We start from the raw sequence: 20,914 nt of genomic DNA on the forward strand, positions 1-20,914 counted from the left end.
GACGTGAACCGCCCGGAAGTGCGCGAGATCTGGCGATTTCCGCGCGTGTTCGGGCGATTCAGCGCGTGGGTGACGGGTCTGGGATCTCGTGCGGCCGGTACTTCGGCAGACGGCTCGCGGGCAGGATCGCGAGGGCACTGACCGCAGCCATGATGAGCAGGCCCAGCTTGAGCGCCGAGAGTCGCGCTTGCGTGTTCACGGCGACGGCGGCCTCCACCTGCGCCGGCGTGGCGTCGGTCACCTCGGCGAGCGTCGTGCGCAGCTGGTCGTTGCTGACGAAGTTCACGCTGTCGAGGTCCACCTGGGAGACGAGCTCGGGCGGCAGGTCGACGTCGTTCACCACGGCCGTCCCGACGTTGAAGGCGAGGATCGTCACGAGCAGCGCTCCCGACACCGCGGTGCCCACGGCCGACGCCAGGTTCTGCGTGGTGCCGCGGATCGACCCGACGTCACCGGCGAGCTCCTTCGGTGCCGCCGTGACGAGCACGTTGAACACGAGCGTGACGAGCGCCCCCTGGCCGACGCCGAAGACGAACAGGCCGAGGATGGTGGGCAGCGTCTCCCAGTCGTTGGTCACGACGAGCGAGAGCCACAAGAGCGCGACGGTCGTGAGCCCGAATCCGACCATGCCGATCGTGCGCGGCGGGAACCGCTTGTACAGGCGCACGACGAGGGTCGCCGTGACGAACACCGTGAGGTTGAACGGCATCATCGCGAGCGAGGTGTCGAACGGTGTCCGGCCCTGCACGATCTGGATGTACAGCGGCACGGTGAAGTTGAGGGCGGCCTCGAGCGACACGACGACGAACATCGCGTACACCGCGGCGCGCTCGCGCGAGGACCCGAGGACGGCGAGGCTCACGAGCGGCACCTTGCCCGCCTTCGTCCGCCGCCTCGTCCACATGAGGAACGCCTGCCCGAGCACGACGCCCACGACGATGAGCAGGGGCGCCGGTGACAGACCGACGATGTCGAACGGCGCGGCAGCGGTGGCCTCGAGCACGCCCCAACCGTTGAGGTTGTTGAAGCCGAGGGTGAGCGCCACGATGCCGCCACCGATGAGCACCGCTGCGACGAGGTCGATCTTCACGGCTGGGTTCCCGGCGTCCGAGCGCAGACGGAAGCTGAACAGGAACACCGCGACGGCGAGCGCCAGCACGATGCCGAACACCGGACGCCAGCCGACGAAGGTGGCGAGCGTGCCGCCGACGAGGAACGCGCTCACGCCGGCGAGTGCGCGGGCGGAGCCGAGCGAGCCGATCGCCGTCGCCTGCTGCGCTCCGCGGTAGTTCTCGGCGATGAGGGCGACGAGCGACGGCACGATGATGGCTGCCGATGCACCGGCGAACGCCTGCGCGGTGATCACCCAGGCGACCGTCGGCGACAGGATCATGAGGAGCGCCGAGACGGCGAACAGCGCGACGACGATGCGGAACATGATGATCCAGCCGACGCGTTGGCCGAGCTTCGCGCCCACCATGACGAGGGCGGCCACGACCAGGCCGTAGGTGACGATCGCCGTGCTCACGCTCGTGGGCGGCACCCCGAAGTCGGCGACCATCCCCCGAGGGAGACGGGGAGCGCCGAGACGTTGAACGACATCAGGATCTGGGCGAGGAAGAGCCCGACCATGGGCACCCAGGAGGTGCGGACCTCTGGCGCGTTCGTCTGCTGGGTGGTCATCGTGTCTCCCCCTGGTTGCGGTTCCGGCCGATGCGGCTGCTCACCGTGTGCTCCGCCGATGCGAAGATGTTCAGCCCGAGGGCGCGTGACAGGTACGCGGTCGCGCGTTGCCCCCGCACACTGTTCCCCGCCGGGTCGAGCCGGGGCGAGAAGACGCCGATCCCGCCCTTGCCCGGCGCGATGGTGACGATGCCGCCCGCGACGCCGCTCTTGCCGGGCAGCCCGATCTCGAATAGCCATTCGCCGGAGCGTTCGTAGAGCCCCGTGGACGCCATGACGGCGAGCGTGTCGCGGCACACCTCGGGCGAGACGACCTGTTCACCGGTGACGGGGTTGACGCCGCCGTCGGCGAGCGTGGCGCCCATGATGGCCAGGTCTCGGGCGGTGACGAGGAGCGCGCACTGCCGCGTGTACACGTCGACGACGGCGAGCGGGTCGAGCTCGATACGTCCGTAGCTTTCGAGCAGCCGGGCGATCGCGCGGTTCCGCTGGTTGGTCGCGGCCTCGGAGGCGTAGACGACCTGGTCGACGTCGAGCGCGCGACCCGCGAACCGCGAGAGTCCGTTCCGCACGGCCTCCCACTGCTCCTCCGGGGAGTCGCCGGGCATGAGTGCCGTGGTGGCGATCGCCCCGGCGTTCACCATCGGGTTCATGGGGTGGCCGTCGTTGAGTTCGATGGCGACGACGGAGTTGAACGCGAGCCCGGTGTTGTTCACGCCGATGCGTTCGCGCACGAGGTCGTGCCCCAGCTGTTCGCAGACGAGTGCGTAGACGAAGGCCTTCGAGATCGATTGGATGGAGAACGGCACGTCGGCGTCGCCTGCCTCGTGCACCTCCCCGTCGACCTCGGCGACGCAGACGCCGAAGAGCTCCGGATCGACCTCGGCGAGGATGGGGATGTAGTCGGCGACCGCCCCGTCGGTGTGGGTCCGGCTCCGGGCATGGGCTGCGGCGACGTGCTCCTCGACGGCTTCCCAGCCGGGCAGCGCGCCAGTGGCGACACGTTGTTCGACGCCGTGCGAGTCCAGTTCCATACCCACCACCCCTCGCGGGTGCACAAGGGCCACCCCGTGGACCCCATCATGCCGCTCCGACCCCGGAGCGCGCGAGTGTTTCCGCGTCGGAACCCCCGCCCACGAGGAACCGGGCCCAGGCTCGCTATCCTGATCGGATGAGTCGAGGCGAGGAGTACATCGGGTTCCTCATCCGGCGAGCCCAGCAGGCCCACGTGGCGGCGTGGCAGCGAGAGGTCTCGACGGAGATCACGAGCGTGCAGTTCGGCGTGCTCGACGTCGTCGACACCGAGCCGGGCGTGAGCCAGCGCGAACTGTGCGATCGACTCGACCTCGACCGCTCGACGATCGCCGACGTCGTCGCCCGCCTCGAACGCCGCGGGCTCCTCGCGCGCGTGCGACTCCCGGAGGACCGCCGCCGGAACGTGCTCGACACGACGGAGCAGGGCGAGCTCGAGCTCCGCGCGCTCCGCCCACGCGTCGCGCGCATGGACGCGGTGCTCACGGCACCGCTCGACGACGCGGAGCGCGCGGCGCTCGCCGCCACGCTCACGCGCCTCCTGGACCGGTAGCGAGCAGCGCCCGCCGAGCCGCCCCTTCGACATGCTCAGGGAGCGATGCGGCCCCAGGGACCGGACTCGGCGAGCGCTGCTCGACTCAACTCAGCTCTGCAGGAACCAGTCGCGGGGGTGCTGGTCGGCGGTCGGCGGGGTGCGCTCGATGGTCGGGCGTACCCACTCGGCGGCGTTCGCCAACACCCGCTGGATGTCGGGGTGGTGGTACACCGGGTACTCCTGGTCGCCGGGTGAGAAGTAGAAGACGCGCCCACGACCACGGTGGTACGCGACGCCGGAGCGGAACACCTCACCACCGGCGAAGGTCGAGAGGAACACCTCCTCGTCGGGCCGCGGGATGTCGAAGTGCTCGCCGTACATCTCCTGCCGGTCGATGACGATCGGGTGCGGCACCCCCTGGGCGATGGGGTGGTCGGGCAGCACCGTCCAGACGAGCTCGCGCTCGCCGTCGTTGCGCCACTTCAGCGCGCACGTCGTGCCCATCAGCCGCTGGAACACCCGCGAGTAGTGTCCGGAGTGCAGCACGACGATGCCCATGCCGGCGTGGACGTGGGCGACGACGCGTTCCACGACCTCGTCGGACACCTGATCGTGTGCGATGTGCCCCCACCAGAAGAGGACGTCCGTCTGGGCGAGCACCTCCTCGGTGAGCCCGTGCTCGGGGTCCTGCAGCGTCGCGGTGCTGACGCTGACGCCGTCACCGAGCGACGCCGCCAGCCCGTCCGCGATCACGCGGTGGATGCCGTCGGGGTAGTGGCCGAGGACGACGGCGTCGCCGCGGGACTCGTGCTCGTTCTCGTTCCAGACGAGGGCGCGGATGGGGGCGCTCATGCCTGCACCTCCACTTCGTGACCGGCGGCCGCCGATTCGTAGGCCGCGTCGATGACCCGGCTGCGGTGCAGCGCGTACTCGCCGTGGTGTCCGGCGAACCGCAGCTCGCCTCCCGCCGCCTCGCCGGCGCGGATGGTGTCGAGGAACTCGGCGATGACCGACTGGTGGTGTCCGGACGGCACGTGCACGGCCGGGCGTTCGATGGTCGGTGCGCCGGCGACGTCGCGGAAGATCGTCACCGTGCCGTCGGTGTTGTAGTTGTCGACGTGGAGCCGCACACCGCCCTCCGAGCCGAGGAGCTCGACCGAGATGTCCTCGTCGGCCTTCGAGTACGACGCCCAGGAGGCCTCGAGGTGCAGGCTGCCGCCGTCCTCGAAGCGCAGCAGCGCCGAGGCGAAGTCCTCGACGTCGAACGCGTGGTTCGTCCGCTGCGACACTGCGCCGCCGGTGACGGAGCCACCGCGACCGGCGCGCCCGAGTTCGTTGTAGGCGACCGCGGAGACGTGCGTCACGCGGGGCTCACCGAGCAGGGACAGGGCGATGTCGAGGACGTGCGAGCCGAGGTCGATGAGCGGTCCGCCACCGGCCGCGGCCTTGTTCGTGAACCAGGAGTCGATACCGGGCACGCCCTGACGACGCAGCCACGAGGCGCGCGAGTGGTAGACCCGCCCGATCGGCTCTTCGGAGAGGTACCGCGCGAGGTACGCGACATCGGCACGGCGGCGGTGGTTGTAGGCGACCTCGAGCACGCGGTCGGCCGCGGTCGCGGCTTCGACCATCTCGGCGGCGAGCTCGGCCGTCGTGGCGAGCGGCTTCTCGCAGAAGACGTGCTTGCCACTGCGCAGCGCGGCGACGGCGATGGGGTGGTGCAGGGCGTTCGGCACGCCGATGGAGATGATGTCGAGGTCGTCGCGGGCGACGAGGTCCTCCCAGTCGGCGTAGGTCTCGGGGACCCCGCGGCTCTCAGCGAGCTCGGCGAGACGGGCCGGCTCCTGACCGGACAGGGCGACGACCGTCGCTCCCGGCAACGCGGTGAACGCGTCGAGGTGGGTGGTGCCGGCGAATCCGAGGCCGATCACTCCGACTCGGAGGTCTTCGACCCTCCGCAGCTCGGGAGCGGTCGTCGGGGTGGTACTGGTGTCCATGCGGCTGCGGTTCCTTTCGGGATGCGGGCGCCGGACTCGCGTGTCGTGACCGGCGTTGGGCGACCTTCGCCACTAAATATAGCGGCTATATCTAGTAATGCAACCCTGCTACAGTCAGCCCATGGTCGGACACGACGCGGACGCGGGCAGAGGGAGCATCGAACTCGTCGCCGCCCACGCCTTCGACCATGGCGCCTTCACCGCCACGGAGGTCATGGCGGCCACCGGCCTCACTCGTGCCACCGTGCTGAAGAGCTGCGACGAACTCGCCGGGAACGGCTGGATCCGCGAACTCGACGACGCCCGCGCTGCCGGCGACTACCGCAAGGGACGGCCCGCGAGACGCTACGAACTCGCCGAGGACGCGGCGTTCGTCGTCGGGCTCGACGTCGGGCAGCACCGCGTGGCGGCCCTCGTTGCCAACCTCCGCGGCACGATCGTCGCCCGCGCCGAGACCGCCGACCTGGACGGCGAGGAGGACCCCGCACGCCGCCTCGCGACGAGTCGCACCGTGATCGAACACGCGACCAAGCGGGCCGGAATCGTCCCACGGCAGGTCCTCGTCACGACCGTCGGCGTCCCTGCCCCGGTCGATGCGCAGGGTCGCTCACCCCGTGGCGACCACGACTACTGGGCGCGGATGAACCCGGGCTTCGCCGAGGAACTCGAGCACTGGGGCGAGATCACACTCGAGAACGACGCCAATCTCGCGGCCGTGGCGGAGCTGACCCACGGGGCGACGGCACAGCAGTCCCTCGGCGTCCTCCTGGCGGGTGAGCGGTTCGGAGCCGGCCTCATCGTCGACGGCGTCCTCCTCCACGGCGCGAACGGTGGAGCCGGCGAGCTGCGCATGCTCGACATGGTCGAGGGCGTCGGATCCTCGAAGGGACTCGACGCGGCGGCACGGGAGTGGGTGCACGAGGACGACCTCGCGGGCGTCGTCCCGCAGGGCTCCCCGCTCGCGACACTCGACACCGACCACCTCGACGTGAGCGCCCTCCTCGCTGCATCTTCCGCCGGCGACCCGTACGCGCAGGCGATCGTCGACCGGTTGGGTGAGCGCCTCGGCCGCGTGTGCGCCGTGCTGACGAGCCTGCTCGACGTCGAGGAGATCGTGGTCGCCGGCGGTCGGTCCATCGAGGCGACCCCGGTGATCGCGCGCGCGCAGGAATGGATGGAGTCCGAGAGTTACGCGCCCACGCCGTCGGTGCGCGCCTCGATCCTCGGGACCGACGTCGTCGCCCTCGGAGCAGTGGCCCGGGCCCTGGCCACGCTCCGCTCCCGCCCGGCGCGCTTCGCACACCCGCTCCCCCGCTGAGCTGCCCGGATCTGCACCGGAATCGCGGGATTTCGCGCGTTTTCGGGCGACTCGCCGTGGCGCCACCGGCACAGACAGAGAAGGGCCCCACCTTCCGCCAAGATCGGTGGGGCCCTTGCGCGGCGTGAGCCGCGATGTCAGCAGTCGTCCCGGCCGTACTCGTTCGGACTGCTCACAGGGGTGGGCGAGCGGCATGTGCTCGCCACGATGTCAGGCTTGCAGGGTCAGCGCCTCCGCAGCCTCGCGTACAGCGGGGAAGTGCGGCAGGTGCTCGCCCGCGAGGGCTTCGAGCACACGCACGACCTGGCAGCTGTAGCCGAACTCGTTGTCGTACCAGACGTAGAGGATCACCCCGTCAGGCGTCGCGATGGTCGCGAGCCCGTCGACGACGCCCGCATGGCGCGAGCCGAGGATGTCGCTCGAGACGATCTCGGGCGACTCGAGGTAGTCGATCTGGCGACGCAGCGGCGAGTCGAGGGAGATGCGCCGCAGGTGCGCGTTGATCTCCTCGCGCGTGACCTGACGCTCGGTTCGGAGGTTGAGGATGGCGAGCGACACGTCCGGCGTCGGCACGCGGATCGCGCTACCGGTGAGCTTGCCCGCCATCGACGGCAACGCCTTCGCGACGGCCTTCGCGGCGCCCGTCTCGGTGATCACCATGTTGAGCGCCGCGGAACGACCGCGTCGGTCACCGGCGTGGAAGTTGTCGATCAGGTTCTGGTCGTTCGTGAACGAGTGAACCGTCTCGACGTGGCCGGAGACGACACCGAGCAGTCCGTCGACCGCGTGCAGCACGGGCGTGATCGCGTTCGTCGTGCAGGAGGCGGCGGAGACGATGCGGTCGTCGTCCTCGATGTCGTCGTGGTTGATGCCGTAGACGATGTTCTTCAGCTCGCCCTTGCCAGGGGCGGTGAGGAGCACGCGTGCGACACCGGGCGCTTCGAGGTGCTGCGCGAGACCCTCGGCATCACGCCAGCGTCCGGTGTTGTCGACGACGATCGCATCGGTGATGCCGTAGGCCGTGTAGTCGACGGTCGACGGGCTGTCGGAGTAGATGACCTGGATGAGCGTGCCGTTCGCGAGGATCGTGTCGCGCTCCTCGTCGACCGTGATCGTGCCCTCGAACGGGCCGTGCACGGAGTCGCGGCGGAGCAGGCTCGCCCGCTTGTGGAGGTCCTTGTCGGAGCCGCGGCGCACGACGATCGCCCGGAGACGGACACCTGAGGCCGCACTGCCGTGCTCGATGAGGATGCGGGCGACGAGACGGCCGATGCGGCCGAAGCCGTAGAGGACCACGTCGCGCGGCGCATGCGGGCCGGTCGGCTCGGCGCCGACGATGTCGTCGAGCTCGCGGCGCAGGAAGTCCTCGAGCGAGACCCCGGAGTCGTCGGTGCGGAAGCGGTAGGCGAGCTGTGCGACGTCGATGGACGCGGCGCCGAGATCGAGCTGTGCGAGCGAGCTGATGATCGGCAGGCTCTCCGACAGCGGCAGTTCGGTCTCGTCGAGGTGGCGGGCGAACCGGTGCGCTTTGAGGACGTCGATGGCAGACCGGTTGATGAGGCTGCGACCGTGCAGGGAGGTGACGATGCTGCGTTCCCGGTACAGGGAACCGATGATCGGGATCATCGCCTCGGCCCGAGCCTGGCGGTCCGCCCAACTCGCGGCCTGCAGGTGGTGTTCGGTGGTGGTCACTGCAGCCTCTCGCTCACCGTCGACGCGTGGGTCTCACCGTCGACGTGTGGTTCTCATCGAGAATCGCAGCAGTTTCCGCCGCCATGCCTCCATTTCGGGTGTTAAGAATTGCGGTTCTTCAGTTTTTGGTAACGCAATGGGTCCGAGTCGTGCCGACGTCTAGGGTCGAGACATGCTCGACGAACTCACGGGAGCGCTGCGCGGCGTCGCCAGCCCCGACCTGTCCGACATCATCGCGAGGTTGCAGCAGCATCTGGAGGGCGACCCCGACCTGTCCTTCCAACTCGCCGCCTACCGCGACGGCGAACGGATCCTCGACGTCTGGGGTGGTCCGCACCTCGAACACGACTCGCTCATCGTCCCCTACTCCGTGTCGAAGAACACGATCGGCCTCGTCGTCGGCCTCCTCATCCAGCGCGGACAGCTCGATCTGGACACGCCCGTCGCCGAGTACTGGCCGGAGTTCGCCGCGAAGGGCAAGCACGCGGTCACCGTGCGTCAGCTCCTCTCGCACCAGGCCGGCCTCCCACAGGCGACACCCGTGCTGTCGTGGGCGGAGCTCCTCGACCACCACGCAGCCGCCGAGCGCCTCGCAGCCAGCCGCCCCTTCTGGCACCCCGGGTCGAGCTTCGGCTATCACGCGATCAGCATCGGCAACCTCGCCTCAGAACTCGTCTTCCGCATCACCGGCTCGACACTCAACGAAGTCTTCGACCGCGAGATCCGCGAGCCGTTCGACCTCGACGTCTTCCTCGGGCTCCCCGCCGCGGAGGAGTCCCGTCGGGTGCCGGTCCTGCCGATCGTGAAGCCCGTCATCGCCCCGGAGGGCGCTGCGGGCACGGCGCTCGGCCCGCGGATCATGGCGATGAGCGGCGAGCCGGTCGACCTCGGCAACGATCCCGTCAGCTGGCGGTTCGGCCATCCCGCCGCATCATCGACCGTGACGGCCGACGGGCTCGCGAGGATGTTCGCGGCGACCGTCACCGGGCTCGAAGGCGCGGCGCCCCTGCTCGACGCGGACACGGTCGAGGTCATCGGCCAGCAGCAGGTGCGCGGCTTCGACGAGGTCCTGGGGCTCCCCGATCGCGCGCACTCCATCGTGTTCCAGAAGCCATCGAGCGGGCTGCCGTTCGGTGGCCCGAGGGCGTTCGGCCACGACGGTGCGGCCGGCGCCTTCGCCTGCGTCGATCCCGACGCGGGCCTGGCGCTCGGCTACACGGTCGCCCGCGGCCCGTGGCCGGGCGGCGCGGACCCGCGTGCGATCGCCGTCGCCGTGGACCTCAACGCCCGCTACACCCGCTGAGTCGCCCACAACTGCTCGAACTGGCGCGATTTTCGCACTCTTTCGGGCGACTCAGGAGGGTGCACACGACTACTGCACCGACCAGCCGCCGTCGGAGGGCAGGATCACGCCGTTGACGTTGACGCCGTCGTCGCTCAGCAGGAAGGTGATCGACGCGGCGAGCTGCTCGGCCGTCGCGATCGTGGGGATCGCCGCCTGGAACGGGGCGAGGCGGGCGGAACCGGCCTCGGAGACGTTCGGCGGGAAGGGGATGCCGGTCGCGACGCCGCCGGGCGCGACGGCGTTCACACGCACACCCTTCGGGCCGTACATGAACGCGGCGCTCTTCGTCATGCCGACGACCGCGTGCTTCGACGTCGTGTAGGCGTTGCCCGAAGCGTTCCCGCGGAGCCCGGCCTCGGAGGCGATGTTGACGATCGAACCGGAGCCGGCGGCGACCATCGCCGGCAGGACCGCGCGCGTCAGCTTGAACGCACCCGTCACGTTGACGTTCATGACGCGCTCCCACGTGGCATCGGACGTCTCGTGCAGCGGCGAGAAGTCGTCGTTGATGCCTGCGACGTTCGCGAGCGCGTCGATGCGGTCGCCGGCCGCGGCGACGATCGCGTCGATGTCCTCCTGTTTCGTGATGTCGCCCGCGACGGTCACGACGTCCGCGCCCGGCAGGGACGCGGTGAGGTCGGCCAGCTTGTCGTCGAAGAGGTCGACGGCGACGACCCGGCCACCCTCGCGGGCGACGCGGGACGCCGTGGCACGACCGATACCCGAGGCAGCACCGGTGACGATGACCGTCTTCCCCGCGAAACGACCACCGGTGACGCGCTCCTGCCATCCGGAGGGCTCGTCGTCGACGGGCACCACGCCGTCGTTCGCGGCCAACACGAGATCGTCGACGAGCGACTGGGGCAGCTGCCCCTGACTCATCGCGACGAGTTGCTGCAGCGGGAGGCCTGCGATCGGCGCGAGCTGCGACTCGTCGGTGCCGAGCTGCGAGAGCAGCCCGCGGATGAGTGGGCCTCCCGTGGGGTCGGCGAGCCAGGTCGAGATCGGGGTGTTGGCGGTGAGCGCACTCATGGGGGTTCCTCTGCTCGGGCCGGTGAGGCGGACGACGGGTTCATCGGGCACGCACGCCTAACCGGACATCTTTGTCCGGTCTAGATTACTCGCCTCTCCCCGCCGAGCGCCAGGGCACACGGTGACCTCCCAGGAGCAGGCCACCGAGCACGTCGCGGCGGTACGCTACGAGGATGCCGCCCGCCGCTCCGAAGCCGAATCGCGGCCCGAGCGCCGGGCCCGAGAACCGACGAGCGCTCGTCGCAGCCGCCCGCGAGGTGTTCGGCGCCGAGGGCTTCACGGCCCCGCTCAGCGCGGTCGCGAAACGCGCGGGCGTCGGTCAGGGCAGCCTGTACCGCCACTTCCCCGACCGGCTCTCGCTCGCCCTCGCCGTGCTCGACGAGAACGTCGCCGAACTCGAAGCGCATGCCGAGCTGCCGGAGGCCACCCTCGACTCCCTCCTCGACGTCGTGATCGATCAGGCGCTCGTGACCACGCCGTTCGTCGATGCGATCCTGGGCGAAGGGGACGACCCACGCGTGGCCGCCCTCGGCACCCGTCTCGACGCCCTCGCCCACCGGCTCCATGCGCGCGAAGTCGCCGCGCACCGCATCGCCGAGCATGTCGAGGCCGACGACATCCTCATGGCCGTCTCGATGGTGGGCGCCACCCTCACCCACATCCCTGAGTCGCATCGCGCCGACACCGCCGCGCGCGCGAAGGCGATGTTCCGGCGGTCGTTCTCCCGCTGACTCAGCGAGTGCAGCCCGGGGGCTCGGAGTTCCCGCTGATCGTGAAGTCCCCGCAGGTGAGGAAGGCGGACTGGTTCGCGCCGAGGCTGAACGCGATCACGGCGATGACGACGACACCGAGGACGACCAGCCAGCGGCGAGCGATCGAGATCCCCTCACCGAACTCCGGCCACATCATCCTGGCGAGCACCCACAGCGTGGCGGGCAGCCCGAGCAGGGCGACCGCGCCGGCCAGCAGGTCCAACACGTCGAGGAGCAGCGGCGCTGAGTCGCTGTCCGTGACGAAGGAGAGGGCGAGCCAGAGGCTCGGGATGGACAGGGCGAAGACCCGGCGAACGCGATACCGGCTACCACGGCGTTGGATGAGCACCGCGAACAGCGCACCGGTCGCGGCGGCCCACACCGTCAAGAGCTGGTCGAAGAAGAACTGGCCCCAGGCGCCCAGAGTGAAGGCAGGCCACCAGATCGCGACGCTCATGCCGACGAGGATCGCACCCGTCACGCGCGCGGAGGCTCCTGGTGGCACGGCGCCAGCGCGAGGCTCGTCCTCGGGGCTCGCTGGCTGGTTCGACACGGTCATACGGTAGCGCACGGGGCCGGCGGGAGTCAGGCGTCGACGAGCGTCGGAACGGTGCGTCATCGGGCTCGGTGCGATGGCTTCCCCGCCGCCCTCTCCCCGCTCAGCTTGTAGGCTCACGCCATGAGCGCCGAACCGCTGTCCGGAGACGAGACCCTGCTGCTGCCGGAGTTCGACAGCCCACCGGCAGAGCCCATGCGGCTCGCGCAGGAGTGGCTGGCCGCCGCCATCGAGCGCGGTGTGCGAGAGCCTCGGTCCATGACGCTCGCGACCGCGACACGCCTCGGCGTCGTGAGCGCCCGTGCCGTCGACGTGAAGATGCTCGACGACCGCGGGCTCGTCTTCGGCACCTCGACACGCAGCCCGAAGGGTGGCCAGCTGGCGGAGAACCCGAGCGCCGCGCTGCAGGTCTACTGGCGCGAGACGATGCAGCAGCTGCGGTTCGAGGGACGCGTCGAACAGTTGACCGACGCCGAATCGGACGCGCTGTTCGCGGACCGCTCCCCCGCCTCGCGTGCCGCCACCGCGGTCGCGCACCAGTCGACGCCGTTCGGCGACGGTCCGGGAGAGACCCTCGAGCACCTCATCGCCGAGGCGAACGCGCTGCTGGAACGCGAGGGCGACGACGTCCCGCGCCCAGCGGTCTGGGTCGGCTTCCGGCTCGTACCCGACCACGTCGAGTTCTGGCACGCGAGCCGCGACCGTATGCACCGCCGCCTCCGCTACCTCGCGTCCGACGGCGGTTGGCTCGTCGACCGACTGCAGCCGTGACGCCCTGAGTTGCCCGAAAAGGCACGAGATCCCGCGGATTCCGTGCCTTTCCGGGCGACTCAGTGGGGTGGCTACGCCTCCGGCGACCTCGGCGCTCGCACGACGACGACACCACCCGCCGGCGGTTCGACGACGGCCGTGCCGTTGTCGGCGTCGACCGCGATGACGTACGCCCCCACCGCGACGCGCTGCACTCCGGCGGACGCGGGATGCACGATGACGTCGAGGCCGGGTGAGACCGGAGCGGAGTGCGCCGGTTCGTCCGTCGTCAGCACGTGGGCCGCGTGCGAGCGTTCCGCGACGGCCTCGCGGCGGGTGAGCTCCGCGGACGGCGCGGCGACGTGTGCGGACGTGCGGTACGCGTCCGAGGCGGCGAGCGGGGCGGCGGCGGCAGCGAGCAACCCCGACATGCTGAGCGGGAGCGACGTCTCCGCGCCGTCGACTGCCACGCGTCGCTTCCCTGCACCCGTGGCTTCGGCCGTCGCCACGGATCCCGTGTGGTGCGGCGGGTGAGTGCGTTCGAGCGCGGAACCCTCCACGTCGACGTTCGGGAGGATGCGGTCGAGCCACTTCGGAATCCACCAGGCGCTCTTCCCGAGCAGGTGCATGACCGCCGGGATGAGCAGCATGCGCACCACGAACGCGTCGACGAGCACACCGAACGCGAGACCGAAGCCGATCGACCGGATCATCGCCGAGTGGGAGAAGATGAACCCGCCGAAGACGGAGATCATGATGATCGCCGCCGCGACGACGACCGTGCGACCGGCGTGCAGACCGCGCTGCACGGCCAGGCGCGCCGGGGCACCGTGGGCGAACGCCTCACGCATGCCCGACACCAGGAACAGCTGGTAGTCCATCGCGAGCCCGAACAGGATGCCGATGAGGATCGTCGGCAGGAAGCTCAGGATCGGGCCAGGGTCGTGCACGCCGAACACCGGGCCGAGCCAGCCCCACTGGAAGATCGCCGTGATGCCCCCGAAGGTCGCGGCGAGCGACAACATGAAGCCGAGCGTCGCCGTGATCGGCACGAGGATCGAGCGGAACACGAGGATCATGATGATCAGCGACAGGCCGACGACGAGCGCCAAGTAGAGCGGCAGGGCGTCGGACAGCTGCTGCGAGACGTCGATGTTGCCGCTCGCACTGCCGGCCACTCCGAGTTCCACATCACCCTGCAGCGGCGACAGGTCCCGCAGGTCGCGCACGAGCTGCTCGGTCGAGACGCTGTTCGGGCCCTCCTCCGGGATCACCTGGAACGCCAGCACCGTGTTGTCGTCGGAGGCACCGACCGGCGCGACCGCACTCACGTCGGTCTGGTCGGCGATCTTCTGACCGATCCGGACCTGCTCTTCGAGCACCTCATCATCGGTCGCTGCGTCGGGCAGCGTCGCGACCACGAGCAGCGGACCGTTGACGCCGGCACCGAACTTGTCCTCGATGAGCGTGTAGGACGTGTACTGCGTCGAGTCGACCGCCTCCGAGCTGCCGTCCGGCAGGCCGAGGCGCATGTCGAGGGCGGGGAGGGCGACGACGCCGAGCACGACGAGTCCGGCGACGAGCGTGCCGATCGCACGGCCTGTGCCCATCGCCTTCGTCGGTGCGCTGTCCGGGCGGGGCGTGCCGATGGTCGCGCGCGCCTTCCTGCTGAGGATCCGCAGGCCGAGGAGCGAGAGCATCGCCGGTGTGAGGGTGACCGCGAGCATGATCGCGACCGCGACGCAGATCGCGCCGACCGTGCCCATCATGCCGAGGAACGGGATCCCCGTGACGTTGAGCGCCAGCAGGGCGACGAGCACGGTCGAACCGGCGAACACGACCGCGTTGCCCGAGGTGCCGTTCGCGAGGCCGATGGAGTCGTGGAGCTCGACGCCGTCGAGCAACTGCTTGCGGTGCCGGTTGAGGATGAAGAGCGAGTAGTCGATACCGACTGCGAGTCCCAGCATCACGCCGAGCACGGGCGTGATGGAGAGCATGTCGACGACGCCCGACAACGACAGCGACGCCGTCACACCGACACCCACCCCGACGATCGCGGAGACGAGCGGGAGGGACGCGGCGATGACCGTGCCGAGCATGACGAGGAGCGTGATCGCGGCGATGATGAGCCCGACGGCCTCACCGACGCCGAACAGCTGCGGCAGGCTCTGCGCGAGTTCGTTCGAGAAGTCGACCTCGACGCCGTCCGGCACACCGCCCGAGACGTGGTCGATCACGGACTGCTTCGTCTCGGGGGTGACCTCCTGCTGGCGGTCGTCGAACACGACGTTCGCCACGGCGGTGGTGTCGTCGGTGGAGACGGTCCGGATGCCGGACGACAGGTCGAGCAGCTGCGAGGACAGCTTGAGCTTCGTGCTCTGCTCGTCGAGCGTCGTGCGGTTGTCGGTGATCGTCTGCTGCTGAGCGTCGAGCGCGGTCTGCTGCTGGTCGATCGCCGCCTGCTGGGCGTCGAACTGGGCCTGTGCGGCAGCGGGGAGCGTGCCGCCCGCCTGCGCCTGAGCCTGCGTGAGCGCCGCCGTCAGCTGGGTCTGGGCGTCGGTGAGCTGCTGCTGCCCGGCGTCGAGCTGCGCCTGGCCGGCCGTCAGTTGCGCCTCGCCATCCGCGACCTTCTGCGTGCCGTCGGAGATCTGCTGCGCCTGGTCGGCGATCGTCGCCTGGGTCTCGAAGGGGTTGACCGTCGTGTCGACGCCCTTCAGCTTGGCGGTGCTGTCGAGCAGGTCACCGATCGCCGTCTTCTGGCTGTCGGTGAACGCGTCGCCGTCGCTCGTGTGGAAGACCATCGCGCCGGTGCCGCCACTGGCGCTCGGGAACGACTCGGCGAGCTGGTCGGTCACCTTCGCAGTCGGCGTCCCGGGAATGGTGACGGCGCTCGACAGGGTGCCACCGAACGCGAGGAAGGCGCCGACGGCGATCCCGAGGATCACGATCCAGGAGATGAGGACGGCCCACGCGCGGCGCGCGGAGAAGCGTCCGAGGCGGTACAGCAGTTCAGCCAAGGGGGTCTCGATTCTTCGGAGGGTGGTGCTCGTGTCGTGCGGGGGACGGGATGCGGATCAGTGCTCGGAGCCGTAGCCCTGGCGGACGCTCGCGATGAGTCGTTCCAGCAGGGAGGTCCAGAGGGCACGGGCATCGTCGTCCGTGGTGGCGCCGGTGGCCGCGATCCAATGATGCGCGAGCACCTCCACGCCGTGCATGAGGGAGGAGACGAGGAACCCGGCTTCGAGCTCGTCGACGTCGCTGTTGCGTTCGGCGAGCTCCTGCGCCAGCTCCTGGGTGGTGCGGGAGAAGGTCGCCTGGAAGAGCTGTCGCGGCCGCGAGTCGTCGGGAGCGAACCCGCCGAGCGCGTTCCAGAGGAACGAGATGATGCCCGGGATGTCCGTGTCGCGGAGCGCCGCGACGACGTCCTCGAACATCGACGCGCGTGATCCGGGACCGGTCGGGCGGGCGCTGACGGAGGTGCGGAAGTGCTCGATGAGCACCGCCAACTCCTCGGTGCACGAGCTCGTCACGAGGTCGTCGATCGAGGAGAAGTGGTTGAAGACCGTGCGGCGGGAGACGTCCGCGCGCTCGGCGAGCAGCTCCACGTTGAAACCCGCGATCCCCTGCTCGGCGATGATCCCGCGCGCCGCGTCGAGGATGGCGCGATGGTGCCTGGCGCGCAGGGCGGCGCGACGATCCTCAGCGGGGGCGGTGGTGGACACGTGGGTACACTACGTGCACCGATGCACGGAGTGCAACTTGTTTGGGAAACACTCAGCTTCGTCACCACGCACGGTCACCGTGAGTTGCCCTGAACGGTGCGAAACGAGGCCGGATTCGCGCATTGTCGGGCGAGTCAGCCTCGCCCAGTGCGTCAGATGGAGGCCTTGGCGGCGCTGGCGGGTCCGCTGAAGTCGATGTAGGCCGTCCCCGTGCGGACGACGGGTTCGCGCTCGAGCTGGTTGTTCATCCCACTGTTCGGGTCGCCGGCCTTCTTCAGCACGTGTCGGGTCACCATGGCCACGAGGACGCGGTCCTCGGGTGAGTGCATGACATCGAGGGCGAAGGTGCCGGGCATCGCCTGGTCGCGGTAGATCCTGGTGAGCAGGTTCTGCAGGGCGGGGTCGGACGTCGAGGTGACGGTTTCGAGCATCGCCCACACCTCGGCCGGGTCGGTCGAGCTGAACTGCTGCTGGATGGCGACCTTCATCTTGCCGCCGCCCGGCGTGCGCCAACGGCGGGACCACCAGATGATCCCGACGATGCCGATGCCGACGAGGATCAGCGGGGCGATGATCATGCCCAGACCGCCTCGCACGCCGACGCCCTCGCGCCCGCCCCGCACGAATGCCTCGGGGTTGACGATGGCGAGGACACCGATCCCGATGCCGACGAGGGCGACCAGCACCCAGATCGTCGTGCGGATCGGCGAGCGCTCGGGACGGAAGATGTCCGGGCGGGTCTTCAGATACCGTCCCAGCCCCATGCCAACATCGTCCATCAGTACTCCGGCCATCGTTCTTCCCCCTGGTTCAGTGCGACTGCGTGGATCGGACCTCTCGCCGATTCGCACTTCCACGATAGTGCGCGGCGGACGAACGGTCGGGTCGGGCGGACGCGTGGTCGGGTGGACCGTGGGCGCATGCGTCAGGCTGGGACCATGACGAGCGACACCATCGACTCCCCCCGCACCGACTCCGTACCCGTCCCCTCCGCACCGCGCGACCGCACGGCCTGGGCGGCGATCGCGGTGATGATGGCGACGAGCTTCGTGCTGGTGCTCGCGGAGTTCCTGCCCCCGAGCCTGCTGCCGTCGATGGCCGCGTCCCTCGGCATCTCCGAGGGGCAGGCGGGACAGGCGGTCACGGCGACCGCGTTCATCGGCTTCCTCACCGCGCCGACGATCGGGATCCTCGTCCCGCGCCTCGACCGCCGCCTCCTGCTCGTGCTGCTCGCCGCCGGAGCCGCCGTGTCGAGTGCCGTCGTCGCGATCTCCGCCGACTTCATCATGCTGCTCGTCGCACGCCTGCTGCTCGGTGCCGCCCTCGGTGCGTTCTGGGCGATGTCGATCGCGATCGCCGCCCGCCTCTCCACCCCGAAGCACCTCGGTCGGGCGATCATGCTCGTGAACACCGGCACCACCGTCGCGACCGTCGCCGGCGTCCCCGTCGGCACCTACCTCGGCTCGATCATGGACTGGCGCCTCATCTTCGCGGGCGTCGCGATCATCACCGCCGTCGTCGCCGTCGCACTGCGTCTCGTGCTGCCACCCGTCGCACCGGCCCCGTCGAGCGGTGGCCTGCGCTCCCTCGTCGACACCCTCCGCGTCCCCGGCATCCGTCTCGGCCTCACCGGCCACATCCTCACGGTGCTCGGCCACTTCATCGCGTTCACCTACATCCGTCTCGCGATCGAGCGGGTGCCGGACCTCGACGCGGCCGGCATCGCCGTGCTCCTCGCGGCGTTCGGTCTCGGCGGCGTGGTCGGCAACTTCATCATCGGCCTGCTCGTCGACAAGCACCTCACGGTCCTCCGCTACATCGTCCCGGCCCTCATCGGCGTCTCGATCGCCCTCGTCACCGCGTTCCCCGACCACCTGTGGATCGTCACCATCGCGATCACCACCTGGGGCATGGGGTTCGGCGCCTGGCTCACGACGCTCAGCACCTGGATGGGACGCATCGTGCCTGACCGCATGGAGTCGGGTGGTGGGCTCGTGGTCGCCGGCTTCCAGCTCGCGATCACCGTCGGTGCGGGCGTCGGCGGACTCCTCGTCGACACGATCGGGATCGTGCCCGCCCTCACCGTGGCGGCCGTCTCCGCGATCGTCGGTGGGGCGATCTTCGGGGCGGCCGGCGGGGCGCGCACCCGTCGCTGAACCGCGGGACCAGCTGATCGGTCGTCATCCGCTGGGCTGACGATCGCCACGGAGCTCAGGCGGCGAGCGCCGCCTCGGTGCGCCAGCGAGCCGGCGTGCTGCCCGTGTAGCGGTGGAAGGCACGACTGAAGCCGTCTTCAGAGGTGTAGCCGAGCGCTCCCGCGAGGTCGGCGATGCTGGCGCTGCCGGTGAGCAGGAGTCCCTTCGCGGTCTCCATGCGCACGGTCGTGAGGTAGGCGCGCGGGGTCTCGCCGACGACGGCTCGGAAACGTTCGGCGAAGGCGGAACGGGACATCGTCGCGATGCGGGCGAGTTCGTCGAGCGTCCACGGGTGGCCGGGTTCCGCGTGGAGGGCGTCGAGGACGGTACCGATGTAGGGGTCGCCGATGCGCTGCAGCCAGCGTTCGGTGGCACAGCCGGCCTCGTTCCAGGTGCGGAGCGCTGCCGACACGATCGTCGTCGCGATGCGGCTGCAGATGACGTTGTCGCCCGGGCGTGGCCGACCGGACTTCTGGGGGCACCCCATGCCCTCGAGGAGCGCGACCATCGTCTGCTCCTGGCCGGCGAAGTCGGTGACGTGCAGTCGCTCCGGCAGGGAGTCCGCGACCTGCTGGCGGGCTCCCGGCGGGGTGAAGGCGACGTCGAGGAGCTCCGTGTCGTCGAGCGCGAGCACTGCGGTGGTGTGGGCCCGGGGGAAGAACACGAGGTCGCCGGCGGCGAGGTCGAGTGACGGTTCGCCGGAGTCGGTGAGGCGGATGCGACCGCTCGACACGTAGACGAAGCCCGAGGCGGCGTGTGGACGGACGAGTGGCATGCCGGCGGCGAGGTGGTCGCGGTCGGTGCCGTGGATCGTCCACTCGAGGCTCGCGAGCGCGCGGTCGAGGGTGTCGGCCGGGGGCGCTGGCGGTGTCAGGGTGAGGGTCACACGTTCCTTGAACGCGCCCACCCGTCCGAATGTTCCGTTCGGCGTCCGCTGAGTCGCCCGGAGTTGCACGGTTTCCGCCGGATTCCGTGCGTTTCCGGGCGACTCAGTTGGTGGGGCCCCTGCCGTCGACGACGGACATGAGACCGGCGATGGCGAACGCCCCCGGGACGACGTACAGCAGGGTCCGCGTGACGAACCAGCCCGCAGCTCCGAGCACCGCCCGCATCGTCCGGGTGCGTGCCCGGACGCCGATTCGTCGACCGTCGGCATCGATCACGGAGGGCCGCCTCGTCCACGGCCGATCCTGCTCCAGCGCCGCTCGGGCGTCCGCCAGCATGCTCTCGGCCTCCTGGCCGGGAACGCGTTCGTCGCGATAGCGCTCGGCCTTCGTCACGATGCGCGGGACGAGATCGTCGAGCATCGCCCCGACGGCGAGCCAGGGCGCGGGAGCGGAGAAGTCGGCCACGGGCGAGCTGAAACAGATGAGCCGGTCGTCGACGATCTCGACGTTGTAATACGCGGCGGTGCTGATCAGCGACGACATGACGTCGGGCGTCAGGACGTACCGGGCGTCGACCCCGTACCCGTCGGGCGCGTACACCCGGAACCACGAGTCGAAATCGCCCTCGAGCGAGATGCGTCGGCTGCGGTCCACGCCCGGTGGGAGGTCACTGCGGAGGCCGTCGTTCTTCGTCGCATCGAGGACGAGGTGCGGCAGCGCGGCAGGCAGGGTGACCGCCAGGTAATGCCAGTCGCCCGAGCGCCTCGACCGGTCCACCAGATTGCCGAACTCCACACCGGGAGCGACGAACCGCGGCGAGACCCGGAACTCCCGCGGTCGCGTCGTGACGAACGCGTTCGAGATCGCCCCGCAGATCGTCATGAGCGAGGAGAACGTCGGTGCGTGCTTCGGGTCTGGCTCGAAGCCGTTGGCCTGCGCGGTGAGCGTCTGCCGCCACTCGGCGATCCTGGCGCGCGGTGACGGCGGCCGGTTCGACCAGCGCAGGACCGCGTACGCACCGGAGAGCCAGGCGAGCGTGATGATCGCGACGACCACGAGTCCGAGGACGTCGTCGCCGCGGATCCGGCCGTCGTGGAACTCGTCGACGCTGACGCCGATGGGGACGAGGGCGATCGCGAGGTACCAGAGCAACAGGCTGAAGGTCACATGGAACAGCACCCGGCGCCTGGTCGGCACCCACTTCGGTCGTCCTGCTCGGCGTTGTGCGGCCATCGCGGCGGCCACGTCACCCTCCGGTGCCGTCAGCCATCGCGTCTCCACCGTCACGATCGTCAAGCCTAGGCCGCGGCTCGCCGCGAGCCACGTTCAACCGCCCGGAACTGCACGGGAATCCGCGAAATCCGGACCGATCGGGGCGACTCGGCGAGCGCTGCGTAGGAGGTTCGTGAGGAATCCGG

At 70.0% G+C, this 20,914-nt stretch carries 19 protein-coding genes; 6 read left to right on the forward strand and 13 right to left on the reverse strand.

Annotation, left to right across the window (positions count from 1 at the left end; genetic code table 11):
* Window positions 1-58: 58 nt before the first annotated feature.
* The 3 genes from KXS11_RS17180 to glsA are packed head-to-tail and all read right to left on the reverse strand — an operon-like array spanning window position 59 to window position 2,717.
* Window positions 59-1,561 (reverse strand): MFS transporter, encoded by a 1,503-nt coding sequence (locus tag KXS11_RS17180; protein WP_437386882.1) that lies wholly within the window; start codon window positions 1,559-1,561, stop codon window positions 59-61.
* Window positions 1,525-1,683, reverse strand: a complete 159-nt coding sequence (locus KXS11_RS17185; RefSeq protein ID WP_437386883.1) for a hypothetical protein — start codon at window positions 1,681-1,683, stop codon at window positions 1,525-1,527. The genes KXS11_RS17180 and KXS11_RS17185 overlap by 37 nt, the downstream gene beginning before the upstream one ends.
* Window positions 1,680-2,717 (reverse strand): glutaminase A, encoded by a 1,038-nt coding sequence (gene glsA, locus KXS11_RS17190; RefSeq protein ID WP_437386885.1) that lies wholly within the window; start codon window positions 2,715-2,717, stop codon window positions 1,680-1,682. Before glsA ends, KXS11_RS17185 begins: the two co-directional genes overlap by 4 nt.
* A 137-nt stretch (window positions 2,718-2,854) precedes the next feature.
* Between glsA and KXS11_RS17195 the strand changes: the two genes are divergently transcribed.
* Entirely contained in the window at window positions 2,855-3,268 is a 414-nt protein-coding gene (locus tag KXS11_RS17195) for a MarR family winged helix-turn-helix transcriptional regulator (protein WP_437386886.1), read from the forward strand.
* A gap of 90 nt (window positions 3,269-3,358) precedes the next feature.
* Here the strand turns inward: KXS11_RS17195 and KXS11_RS17200 are convergent, their stop codons facing one another.
* Complete coding sequence (locus tag KXS11_RS17200) at window positions 3,359-4,102, reverse strand: ThuA domain-containing protein (protein ID WP_437386887.1); 744 nt, start codon at window positions 4,100-4,102, stop codon at window positions 3,359-3,361.
* Complete coding sequence (locus tag KXS11_RS17205) at window positions 4,099-5,247, reverse strand: Gfo/Idh/MocA family protein (protein WP_437386889.1); 1,149 nt, start codon at window positions 5,245-5,247, stop codon at window positions 4,099-4,101. The genes KXS11_RS17200 and KXS11_RS17205 overlap by 4 nt, the downstream gene beginning before the upstream one ends.
* A 121-nt stretch (window positions 5,248-5,368) precedes the next feature.
* Here KXS11_RS17205 and KXS11_RS17210 point away from each other — a divergent pair, with 121 nt between their 5' ends.
* On the forward strand, window positions 5,369-6,565 hold the full coding sequence (locus KXS11_RS17210) for an ROK family protein (RefSeq protein ID WP_437386890.1): 1,197 nt from the start codon (window positions 5,369-5,371) through the stop codon (window positions 6,563-6,565).
* 210 nt (window positions 6,566-6,775) lie between these two features.
* Here the strand turns inward: KXS11_RS17210 and KXS11_RS17215 are convergent, their stop codons facing one another.
* Window positions 6,776-8,191 (reverse strand): glyceraldehyde-3-phosphate dehydrogenase, encoded by a 1,416-nt coding sequence (locus tag KXS11_RS17215; RefSeq protein WP_437386926.1) that lies wholly within the window; start codon window positions 8,189-8,191, stop codon window positions 6,776-6,778.
* A gap of 238 nt (window positions 8,192-8,429) precedes the next feature.
* Between KXS11_RS17215 and KXS11_RS17220 the strand changes: the two genes are divergently transcribed.
* Window positions 8,430-9,560, forward strand: a complete 1,131-nt coding sequence (locus KXS11_RS17220) for a serine hydrolase domain-containing protein (protein ID WP_437386892.1) — start codon at window positions 8,430-8,432, stop codon at window positions 9,558-9,560.
* Between the two features lie 69 nt (window positions 9,561-9,629).
* Here the strand turns inward: KXS11_RS17220 and KXS11_RS17225 are convergent, their stop codons facing one another.
* Window positions 9,630-10,634, reverse strand: a complete 1,005-nt coding sequence (locus tag KXS11_RS17225; protein WP_437386893.1) for an SDR family NAD(P)-dependent oxidoreductase — start codon at window positions 10,632-10,634, stop codon at window positions 9,630-9,632.
* A gap of 173 nt (window positions 10,635-10,807) precedes the next feature.
* Between KXS11_RS17225 and KXS11_RS17230 the strand changes: the two genes are divergently transcribed.
* Complete coding sequence (locus KXS11_RS17230) at window positions 10,808-11,365, forward strand: TetR family transcriptional regulator (protein WP_437386894.1); 558 nt, start codon at window positions 10,808-10,810, stop codon at window positions 11,363-11,365.
* Window position 11,366: 1 nt separating this feature from the next.
* Here KXS11_RS17230 and KXS11_RS17235 read toward each other — a convergent pair whose 3' ends face one another.
* Window positions 11,367-11,939 carry a hypothetical protein gene (locus KXS11_RS17235; RefSeq protein ID WP_437386895.1) on the reverse strand — a complete coding sequence of 191 codons (573 nt, stop codon included), beginning with the start codon at window positions 11,937-11,939 and terminating at the stop codon, window positions 11,367-11,369.
* 126 nt (window positions 11,940-12,065) lie between these two features.
* Here KXS11_RS17235 and KXS11_RS17240 point away from each other — a divergent pair, with 126 nt between their 5' ends.
* The gene (locus KXS11_RS17240; protein ID WP_437386897.1) at window positions 12,066-12,713 is read left to right on the forward strand and encodes a pyridoxal 5'-phosphate synthase; all 648 of its coding nucleotides are present in this window, start codon (window positions 12,066-12,068) and stop codon (window positions 12,711-12,713) included.
* A gap of 71 nt (window positions 12,714-12,784) precedes the next feature.
* Here KXS11_RS17240 and KXS11_RS17245 read toward each other — a convergent pair whose 3' ends face one another.
* The 3 genes from KXS11_RS17245 to KXS11_RS17255 form a co-directional block, all read right to left on the reverse strand.
* Window positions 12,785-15,709 (reverse strand): MMPL family transporter, encoded by a 2,925-nt coding sequence (locus KXS11_RS17245; protein WP_437386898.1) that lies wholly within the window; start codon window positions 15,707-15,709, stop codon window positions 12,785-12,787.
* A 57-nt stretch (window positions 15,710-15,766) separates the two neighbouring features.
* Complete coding sequence (locus KXS11_RS17250; RefSeq protein ID WP_437386899.1) at window positions 15,767-16,414, reverse strand: TetR/AcrR family transcriptional regulator; 648 nt, start codon at window positions 16,412-16,414, stop codon at window positions 15,767-15,769.
* A 152-nt stretch (window positions 16,415-16,566) separates the two neighbouring features.
* Window positions 16,567-17,178, reverse strand: a complete 612-nt coding sequence (locus KXS11_RS17255; RefSeq protein ID WP_437386900.1) for a hypothetical protein — start codon at window positions 17,176-17,178, stop codon at window positions 16,567-16,569.
* A gap of 174 nt (window positions 17,179-17,352) precedes the next feature.
* Between KXS11_RS17255 and KXS11_RS17260 the strand changes: the two genes are divergently transcribed.
* The gene (locus tag KXS11_RS17260) at window positions 17,353-18,570 is read left to right on the forward strand and encodes an MFS transporter (RefSeq protein ID WP_437386901.1); all 1,218 of its coding nucleotides are present in this window, start codon (window positions 17,353-17,355) and stop codon (window positions 18,568-18,570) included.
* 55 nt (window positions 18,571-18,625) lie between these two features.
* On the opposite strand, the gene KXS11_RS17265 is transcribed toward KXS11_RS17260, so the two are convergent.
* Window positions 18,626-19,495 carry an AraC family transcriptional regulator gene (locus KXS11_RS17265; RefSeq protein ID WP_437386902.1) on the reverse strand — a complete coding sequence of 290 codons (870 nt, stop codon included), beginning with the start codon at window positions 19,493-19,495 and terminating at the stop codon, window positions 18,626-18,628.
* A 103-nt stretch (window positions 19,496-19,598) separates the two neighbouring features.
* Window positions 19,599-20,783 carry a hypothetical protein gene (locus tag KXS11_RS17270; protein ID WP_437386903.1) on the reverse strand — a complete coding sequence of 395 codons (1,185 nt, stop codon included), beginning with the start codon at window positions 20,781-20,783 and terminating at the stop codon, window positions 19,599-19,601.
* Between the last annotated feature and the right edge of the window lie 131 nt (window positions 20,784-20,914).

This window comes from Plantibacter flavus, assembly GCF_051487245.1.
Classification (GTDB): Bacteria; Actinomycetota; Actinomycetes; order Actinomycetales; family Microbacteriaceae; genus Plantibacter; species Plantibacter flavus_B.

What these genes read in the sequence shown, in the direction of transcription:
- KXS11_RS17180 (WP_437386882.1), bottom strand. Translation starts at nt 1,561, where the DNA reads ATGGTCGCCGACTTCGGGGTGCCGCCCACGAGCGTGAGCACGGCGATC.
- KXS11_RS17185 (WP_437386883.1), bottom strand. Translation starts at nt 1,683, where the DNA reads ATGACCACCCAGCAGACGAACGCGCCAGAGGTCCGCACCTCCTGGGTG.
- glsA (WP_437386885.1), bottom strand. Translation starts at nt 2,717, where the DNA reads ATGGAACTGGACTCGCACGGCGTCGAACAACGTGTCGCCACTGGCGCG.
- KXS11_RS17195 (WP_437386886.1), top strand. Translation starts at nt 2,855, where the DNA reads ATGAGTCGAGGCGAGGAGTACATCGGGTTCCTCATCCGGCGAGCCCAG.
- KXS11_RS17200 (WP_437386887.1), bottom strand. Translation starts at nt 4,102, where the DNA reads ATGAGCGCCCCCATCCGCGCCCTCGTCTGGAACGAGAACGAGCACGAG.
- KXS11_RS17205 (WP_437386889.1), bottom strand. Translation starts at nt 5,247, where the DNA reads ATGGACACCAGTACCACCCCGACGACCGCTCCCGAGCTGCGGAGGGTC.
- KXS11_RS17210 (WP_437386890.1), top strand. Translation starts at nt 5,369, where the DNA reads ATGGTCGGACACGACGCGGACGCGGGCAGAGGGAGCATCGAACTCGTC.
- KXS11_RS17215 (WP_437386926.1), bottom strand. Translation starts at nt 8,191, where the DNA reads ATGATCCCGATCATCGGTTCCCTGTACCGGGAACGCAGCATCGTCACC.
- KXS11_RS17220 (WP_437386892.1), top strand. Translation starts at nt 8,430, where the DNA reads ATGCTCGACGAACTCACGGGAGCGCTGCGCGGCGTCGCCAGCCCCGAC.
- KXS11_RS17225 (WP_437386893.1), bottom strand. Translation starts at nt 10,634, where the DNA reads ATGAGTGCGCTCACCGCCAACACCCCGATCTCGACCTGGCTCGCCGAC.
- KXS11_RS17230 (WP_437386894.1), top strand. Translation starts at nt 10,808, where the DNA reads ATGCCGCCCGCCGCTCCGAAGCCGAATCGCGGCCCGAGCGCCGGGCCC.
- KXS11_RS17240 (WP_437386897.1), top strand. Translation starts at nt 12,066, where the DNA reads ATGAGCGCCGAACCGCTGTCCGGAGACGAGACCCTGCTGCTGCCGGAG.
- KXS11_RS17255 (WP_437386900.1), bottom strand. Translation starts at nt 17,178, where the DNA reads ATGGGGCTGGGACGGTATCTGAAGACCCGCCCGGACATCTTCCGTCCC.
- KXS11_RS17260 (WP_437386901.1), top strand. Translation starts at nt 17,353, where the DNA reads ATGACGAGCGACACCATCGACTCCCCCCGCACCGACTCCGTACCCGTC.